The following is a 6841-nucleotide window of genomic DNA, read 5'->3' as shown; positions in this document are numbered from 1 at the left end:
CATCAGCGGCGCCCGGCTCGAGAAGATCGCAAACTTCCAGGAGAACGAGCGCCATCTCATCTCGAGCGAGATCCACGATGCGATCTCGCAGCCGCTCGCGGGTGTGTTCTATCGCATGCAGGCTGTGCAGCAGATTCTTGACGCCGACACGGGACGCGCGCACGAAGAGCTGCGTGCCAGCCTCCAGGTGGTGCAGCGCCTTCTCGAAGAGCTCTCGCGACTCATCTACAACCTTCGAACGCCGCCTCTCGACGCGAGCACGGTGATCGACGCCCTCGTTCGTCTTGCAGATGAGTTCAGGCGAGAATCATCGATACAGCTCGACCTCGACCTTCCTGAACGTCTGCCGAGCATGGGGCGTCTGCACGCCTTGTTCCTCTACCGCATCGTTCAGGAGTCTCTCGTGAACGTGCGTCGCCACTCGGGTGCCGTGCGGGCTCGGGTCTCCCTGCAGGCGCACGAGCGCGCCCTCGAGGGGAGCATCGAGGACGACGGCACGGCCCCGGCAGGGGGATATGAGCGATTCCAGGAGAACCGGCGTCGAAGCTTCGGGATTCGATCGATGCGGGAGCGAGCAGAGCTTCTGGGAGGGCGGTTGCAGGTGCAGCCGCGCAGCATCGGGGGGACGGCGGTGAGATTCGAGCTCCCGCTGATTGGAGAAGGCGATGATCAGTGAGCGACTCGTGCGCGTGGTGATGGTCGACGATCACGTCGTCGTTCGAGACGGGCTGCGCACGCTTCTCGAGCTCAGCGGATTCGTGCAGGTCGTGGGCACGGCTGTGTCGGCAGAGGAGGCGCTCGACGTGGTGTCGAGCACGCCGTGCGATCTCGTGCTCGTCGATGTCGAGCTGCCGCTGAACGACGGCATCTGGTGCACGCGCGAGCTGAAGGCTGCGCATCCGGGCCTGCGCGTGCTGCTGCTGACGATGCACAGCGATGAGCGGCTCGTGGTCGAGGCGCTCGAGGCGGGAGCCGACGGCTATCTCCTGAAATCTGCGTCGCGCGACGAGGTGCTGCGCGCGATGCGCGATGTCTGTGAGGGGCAGAGCCACATCGATCCACGGCTGGCGGGCATGCTCGTGACAAAGCTGCGTCGAACGAACCCCGATTCGGTACGAACCGACTCGGTTCTGCTGAGCCGCAGGGAGCGCCAGATCCTCACCATGGCCGCGGAAGGTCTCAACAACAAGGAGATCGCCGAGCGTCTCGGTGTCGCGCAGAACACCATCAAGACCCACCTGCGCAGCATCTATCGCAAGTGCGGTGTCCCGGACCGGTTGCAGGCCGTGCTGTACGCGATGCGCAAAGGGTTCGTATCGGCGCCGTGAGCGAAGGGGAAGGTCTCAGGGGTACAGGCCGCGCGCCGCGATCACGGCGACGAGGCGGTCGACCAGCGCGTCGAGTGTCTCCTCGTGGATGGGCAAGGTCACGTCGGCCGACTCTGGCATCTCGTACGGCGCACTCACGCCGGTGAACGCCCGCAGCTCGCCGAGGCGGGCGCGCTTGTAGAGGTCGTTTGCGTCGCGCGCCTCACAGGCTTCGGCCGGCGCTGAGCACCATGCCTCGATGAAGCGATGCGCGCCGATGACCGTGCGGGCGCGCTCCCGATCGGCACGGTAGGGGCTCACCGATGTGCATATGGCGATGAGCCCGGCGTCATTCACGATGCGGGCGATCTCGGCGAGGCGTCTTGCGTTAACCCCCCGGTCATCGGCGGAGAACGTCAGATCAGCGCTGATGCCGTGTCGCATGTGCTTCGCTGGGAGCACGCATGTGTGCAGTCCCACGTCGTGCAGGCGCTTCTCGAGTCGGTATGCGATGGGGAGCTTGCCGCTCTTGGGAAGGCCGGTCAGCCAGATGGTGAAGGGTGTCTGTCGCAGGGCGCGGGCGTGCATCTCTGGGGAGACCTCGGGCATGGCCGGCCCCACGAGAACCTGCGGGTCGGGGGTGAGATGCGCGCGGGGATGTCGCGCCACGATCAGCCCGGCGCCTGCTGTGGCATTCGTGCGCGGGTGAATGAGGATGAAGGCTCCCGTGCTGCGGTTCATGCGATAGGGATCATAGAACACGGGCTGGTTGAGGGTCAGCACGCAGGTGCCGATGCCGTTTCGCTCGAGCGCATCGGTGGCCATGACATTGCCGGTCGTGATGTCGGTTCGCCCCACCAGATCGGTGATCGTGGCGGTCACCGCACGGGTCGTGTGCTTCAGGCGCCAGCTGCTGCCTCGGGTCAGCGCCTCATCGTCGAACCAGATCACCTGCGCTTCGATCTCTCGCTCTCCAAGCGGCTGGTTGAGCGTGTGGCAGAGCATGTCGCCGCGGCTGACATCGATGGGGTCTGCCAGGGTGAGCGTCACGGCGTCGCCGGCCATCGCCTCGTCGCGATCACCGTCGTAGGTCACGATGCTCGACACGCGCGTGCGCCGGCCGCAAGGCAGCGCGGTCACCTCGTCTCCGACCTGCACCTGTCCGCTCGCGACGGTTCCGGCATACCCCCTGAAGCTGTCGTCTGGACGCACCACGCGCTGCACGGGGAAGCGGAAGTCGACGAAGTTGCGGTCAGATGCCACATGAATGGTCTCGAGCAGCTCGAGCAGCGGACGGCCGGCAAACCATGGGGCCGCGGTCGAGCGGCGCACCACGTTGTCGCCGTGCAGGGCCGACAGCGGGATGAAGTGCAGATCCGGCACGCCGAGGGGAGCGGCGAAGCGGGCGAAGTCGGTGCGGATCGATTCGAAGGTCGCGCGATCCCACCCCACCAGGTCCATCTTGTTCACGGCCACGACGATGTGCTTGATGCCGAGAAGCGCCACGATGGTGGTGTGCCGCCGGCTCTGGTCGAGCAGGCCATGGCGGGCATCGACGAGCACCACGGCCAGATCGCAGACGCTCGCGCCGGTGGCCATGTTGGCCGTGAACTGCTCGTGGCCAGGGGTGTCGGCGATGATGAACTTGCGGCGGGATGTGGAGAAGTATCGAAAGGCGACGTCGATGGTGATGCCCTGCTCTCGCTCGGCCTTCAGGCCGTCGGTCAGCAGCGAGAGATCAAGCGCGTCGCCCGCGTGGCCCAGTCGAGCGCTGTCGCGCTTGAGGGCCTCGAGCTGGTCTTCGAAGAGCTGGCCGCTGTCGTGGAGCAGGCGGCCGATGAGCGTGCTCTTGCCGTCATCGACGCTTCCGCAGGTGAGCAAGCGCAGCAGATCGCGATCGATCTGGGCTTGCAGCAGCGGGCGGGTGGAAGCGGTCATCAGAAATAGCCCTCGCGCTTCTTCTGCTCCAGCCCGTCGTCGGCGTCACGATCGACCAGTCTCCCCTGACGTTCCGAGCGACGTGACGCGAGCACCTCGGACACCACCTGCTCGAGTGTCTCCGCCGACGATTCCACGGCTCCGCTCAGGGGATAGCACCCGATGCTCCGAAACCGCACCAGGCGCTGTCGCGCCGTCTCTCCGGGGAGCAGGCGCATGCGCGCGTCATCGACCATGATGAGGGTGCCGTCGCGCTCGACCACGGGTCGCTCACGCGCGAGGTAGAGCGGCACCACGGGTATCTTCTCGCGATAGATGTAGAGCCAGATGTCGGCCTCGGTCCAGTTCGAGAGCGGGAACACGCGCATGCTCTCGCCTTCCTGGATCCGGCAGTTGTAGAGGTTCCAGAGCTCAGGGCGCTGGGACCGGGGATCCCACTGCTGATGCTTGTCGCGAAGCGAGAACACCCGCTCCTTGGCACGTGACTTCTCCTCGTCACGCCGCGCGCCGCCGAAGGCTGCGTCGTACCGTCCTTCGCGCAGGGCAAGTCGCAGCCCCTGGGTCTTGTAGAGGTCGGTGTGACGGTGTCCACCGTGGTCGAAGGGGTTGATGTCGAGCGCCACCGCCTCAGGGTTCACGAATACGCGCATCTCGTGCTTGGCGGCAACGGCGTCTCGCATCGCATACATGTCACGGAACTTCCAGCGCGTGTCGACGTGAAGCAGCGGGAAGGGGAGACGTCCGGGGTGGAAGGCCTTCTCGGCGAGACGAAGCATCACGCTCGAGTCCTTGCCGATGGAATAGAGCATGACCGGGTTGCGGAACTCTGCCGCGACCTCGCGCATGATGAAGATGCTCTCGGCTTCGAGCGCCGCAAGATGGGTATCAGAACTGACCGCCATGGCAGGGGTATTTCGACATTCACGGCACGACCCTTCTCGCGCCAGCACCGGACCCGCACTGCGTATGAGAAGGAGGGTTCAGGCCGTGGGGGTAACTGACCTCGGGTGACCACTACCGTGATCTTCGAGCGGCGTCTCGCCCGCAATGTGGGTCTCTCTCTTGGCGGTCATGCTGGCGCTGGCGGCGCTGGGCTGGGTCGTCGACCGCACCGTGGTCGGTCAGGTGCGCTCGACGGTGCAGGGTAACCTCGATGCCATGCTCGTCACCTCGGTGCGCTCTGTGACGTCATGGCTCGATGACCGCGAGGCGTTGCTGTCGGTGCTCTCCCAGGCGCCTCGCGTGCGCAGCGCGGTGGCGCAGGCCGCGCGCGATCCGGGCGGCGTGGCGCTCCTGCGCGATCTGCTCAAGCACGTGGCGGGACCGTTCAACTTTGATCACGGGGCGCTCGTGAATGCGCAGGGGGTCATCGTGGCGGGCGTCAACGACGCTTCGCTGAAGGGAAAGCCGCTTCCCCAGGCCGCGCAGCCCTACCTCGCGAGAGCGCTGCGCGGGGAAGCGTGTGTGACCCCTCCGATGCTCTCAGATCTCGGCTCCGCGGAATCGGTGGAGCTTCTCGCGTTCGTGGGGGTGGCTGCCCCTGGGGCGAGCAAGCCCGACCTCGTGCTCGTGCTCACCCTCGATGCGTCGAAGTTCAGCGCGCTCCTCGACCAGACGCGCCCCGGAAAGACAGGCGAGAGCGAAGCCTTCGATCGGGATGGGCGCATGCTCAACGAGAGCCGATATCTCGATGAGATCGTGGCGGCCGGCGTTCTGCCCCAGGGAACCCGCTCCACCATCTTGACGCTCGACCTTCGAAACCCTGGTGTCGATATCCGCACCGGTCAGCGATCACAGCTGCCGCTCAAGGCCCAGCCTCTCACGCAGATGATCGCGTCGGCCGTGCAGGGCGGCAGCGGCATCGACCTCGATGGCTATCGCGATTATCGGGGGGTGATGTGCGTTGCGGTCTGGCAGTGGCTCGAAGCCTATGACTTCGGGGTTGCGGTGAAGCTCGATCGTGACGAGGCCTATGCCACGGTGCGCACCTCGGGCTGGCCGCCTGGGCCTGGGTGCACGGCCGCAACCAGCGTCGTCTGGCCGAGGCGCAGGCGAAGGTCGAGAGGCTCGGCCAGTACGCCATCGAGCGCAAGCTCGGCGAAGGCGGCATGGGCGAGGTGTACCTGGGCCGTCACGCGCTCATGCAGCGCGACACCGCCGTGAAGATCATGCGCAACGCGTCGAGCGATGAAGACCGGCAGCGCTTCGAGCGCGAGGTGCGGCTCGGCTCGCGCCTCACCCATCCGAACACCATTGCGATCTACGATTACGGCCACACAACCGATGGCGTTTTCTACTACGCCATGGAATACCTCCAGGGGCTGGACCTCGCGAAGCTGGTGGAACGGTTCGGGCCGCTGCCCCCAGGTCGTGTGGCGCGCCTGCTGGCGCAGGTGTGTGACGCGCTGGCAGAGGCCCACGAGATGAGCCTCATCCATCGCGATGTGAAGCCGGAGAACATCATGGTCTCGCTGCGCGGAGGGGTTCCCGATCTGGTGAAGGTGCTCGACTTCGGCCTCGTCAAGAGCCTCGACGCCGCGTCTCCGCGTGTGACCGCCACCACCACCATCTGCGGTACACCAGCCTTCATGGCTCCGGAGAACGTGCTCGGGCAGCCGGTTGATGGTCGAGCCGATCTGTACGCGGTGGCCGGGGTCGGCTACTTCCTGCTGACCGCGTCGCTCCCATTCGTGCGCACATCGGTCATGGACACGCTCATGGCCCACGTCAGCGACGCCCCCCGTTCGTTTGCCGCGCTCGGGTTTTCGGTTCCCCCTGATCTCGAGGCCGTGCTGATGCGCGGCCTGTCGAAATCACCCGCCGATCGCTGCAGCGATGCACGTGAGATGCGAAACGCATTTCTGGCCTGTGCGTGTGTCGCCCAGTGGACCGAGGAGCACGCCAGGGAATGGTGGCGTGGGCACGCGCCGGCACGAGAGGCCCCCGCGAAGACCACGGAGCTTCGGGTCATCGCCGTGGCAACGCCGCCCGGCCCATGAGCTGAGCTTCCGAGCGCTGCGCTGCCAGCGACGACGTCAGTCGCAAGCGCCGTAGTACCCGGCGAGAGCGCCGACGATGGCGCCGCCGGCCGGGCCCAGGGCTGCCAGGCTGGCGCCAGCCAGGGCTCCACCAACGGCGCCGACGAAGCCACCGGCCACGCTGCCGAGCATTCCCATGAAGGCCTTGCCGAGGCGGCTGTGACGGTGGCTGGCCGCCATCTCGCTCACGGCCACCGCGCCGCTGACGCCACCTGCAATCGCTCCGACGACGGTCATGGCGGGCACACCACCACGGGGGCCGCGAGCCACGCCAGGGCGCCGAGAAGCGTTCCCTGCAACGCGCCGGTGAGTGCGTTCGCCACGCGCACGTCCTCAGCGCAGATCGGCTCGTCAGAGACGGGCGGTGGTTCAGGCAGAGGCGGGGCGACGCGACGCGCGCGCATGAGGGGGAGCGCAGGCTGCTCTTCGGGGAGCGCGGGTTCGTTGGGGCTGACCCCGGCGATCAGGTCCGGTGCTGGAGGGACGGATCGGGGGAACGGTGCGGTGGGGGAGAGCGCAGAGAGGGCCGGAGAGAGTGTGGAGAGCATCGTCATCAAC

8 protein-coding genes are annotated in these 6841 nt (G+C 66.6%); 4 read left to right on the top strand and 4 right to left on the bottom strand.

Translation table 11 applies throughout. The features are described from left to right. Position 1: 1 nt before the first annotated feature. Positions 2 to 676: a hypothetical protein gene (locus EB084_16915; GenBank protein NDD29939.1), complete on the top strand. Its 675-nt coding sequence runs from the start codon at positions 2 to 4 to the stop codon at positions 674 to 676. Further along, on the top strand, positions 666 to 1328 hold the full coding sequence (locus EB084_16910; GenBank protein ID NDD29938.1) for a DNA-binding response regulator: 663 nt from the start codon (positions 666 to 668) through the stop codon (positions 1326 to 1328). Before EB084_16915 ends, EB084_16910 begins: the two co-directional genes overlap by 11 nt. 15 nt (positions 1329 to 1343) lie before the next feature. On the opposite strand, the gene cysN is transcribed toward EB084_16910, so the two are convergent. After that, positions 1344 to 3245 (bottom strand): sulfate adenylyltransferase subunit CysN, encoded by a 1902-nt coding sequence (gene cysN / locus EB084_16905; protein NDD29937.1) that lies wholly within the window; start codon positions 3243 to 3245, stop codon positions 1344 to 1346. Next, positions 3245 to 4147 (bottom strand): sulfate adenylyltransferase subunit CysD, encoded by a 903-nt coding sequence (cysD, locus tag EB084_16900; protein ID NDD29936.1) that lies wholly within the window; start codon positions 4145 to 4147, stop codon positions 3245 to 3247. The genes cysN and cysD overlap by 1 nt, the downstream gene beginning before the upstream one ends. Positions 4148 to 4292: 145 nt before the next feature. Here cysD and EB084_16895 point away from each other — a divergent pair, with 145 nt between their 5' ends. Further along, a complete protein-coding gene (locus EB084_16895; protein ID NDD29935.1) occupies positions 4293 to 5408 on the top strand; it encodes a hypothetical protein in 1116 nt (371 codons plus the stop codon). Then, positions 5354 to 6244 carry a serine/threonine protein kinase gene (locus EB084_16890; protein ID NDD29934.1) on the top strand — a complete coding sequence of 297 codons (891 nt, stop codon included), beginning with the start codon at positions 5354 to 5356 and terminating at the stop codon, positions 6242 to 6244. Before EB084_16895 ends, EB084_16890 begins: the two co-directional genes overlap by 55 nt. Before the next feature lie 36 nt (positions 6245 to 6280). On the opposite strand, the gene EB084_16885 is transcribed toward EB084_16890, so the two are convergent. Both EB084_16885 and EB084_16880 read right to left on the bottom strand, forming a co-directional pair. After that, positions 6281 to 6520, bottom strand: a complete 240-nt coding sequence (locus EB084_16885) for a hypothetical protein (protein NDD29933.1) — start codon at positions 6518 to 6520, stop codon at positions 6281 to 6283. Beyond that, a partial coding sequence (locus tag EB084_16880) for a hypothetical protein (protein NDD29932.1) occupies positions 6517 to 6841 on the bottom strand: 325 nt, incomplete at its 5' end. The genes EB084_16885 and EB084_16880, both read right to left, overlap by 4 nt.

This window comes from Pseudomonadota bacterium (genome assembly GCA_010028905.1).
In the GTDB taxonomy this organism is placed as follows: domain Bacteria; phylum Vulcanimicrobiota; class Xenobia; order RGZZ01; family RGZZ01; genus RGZZ01.
Note: the sequence above shows the minus strand (reverse complement) of the source record. Positions and strands in the feature narration are given on the sequence as shown.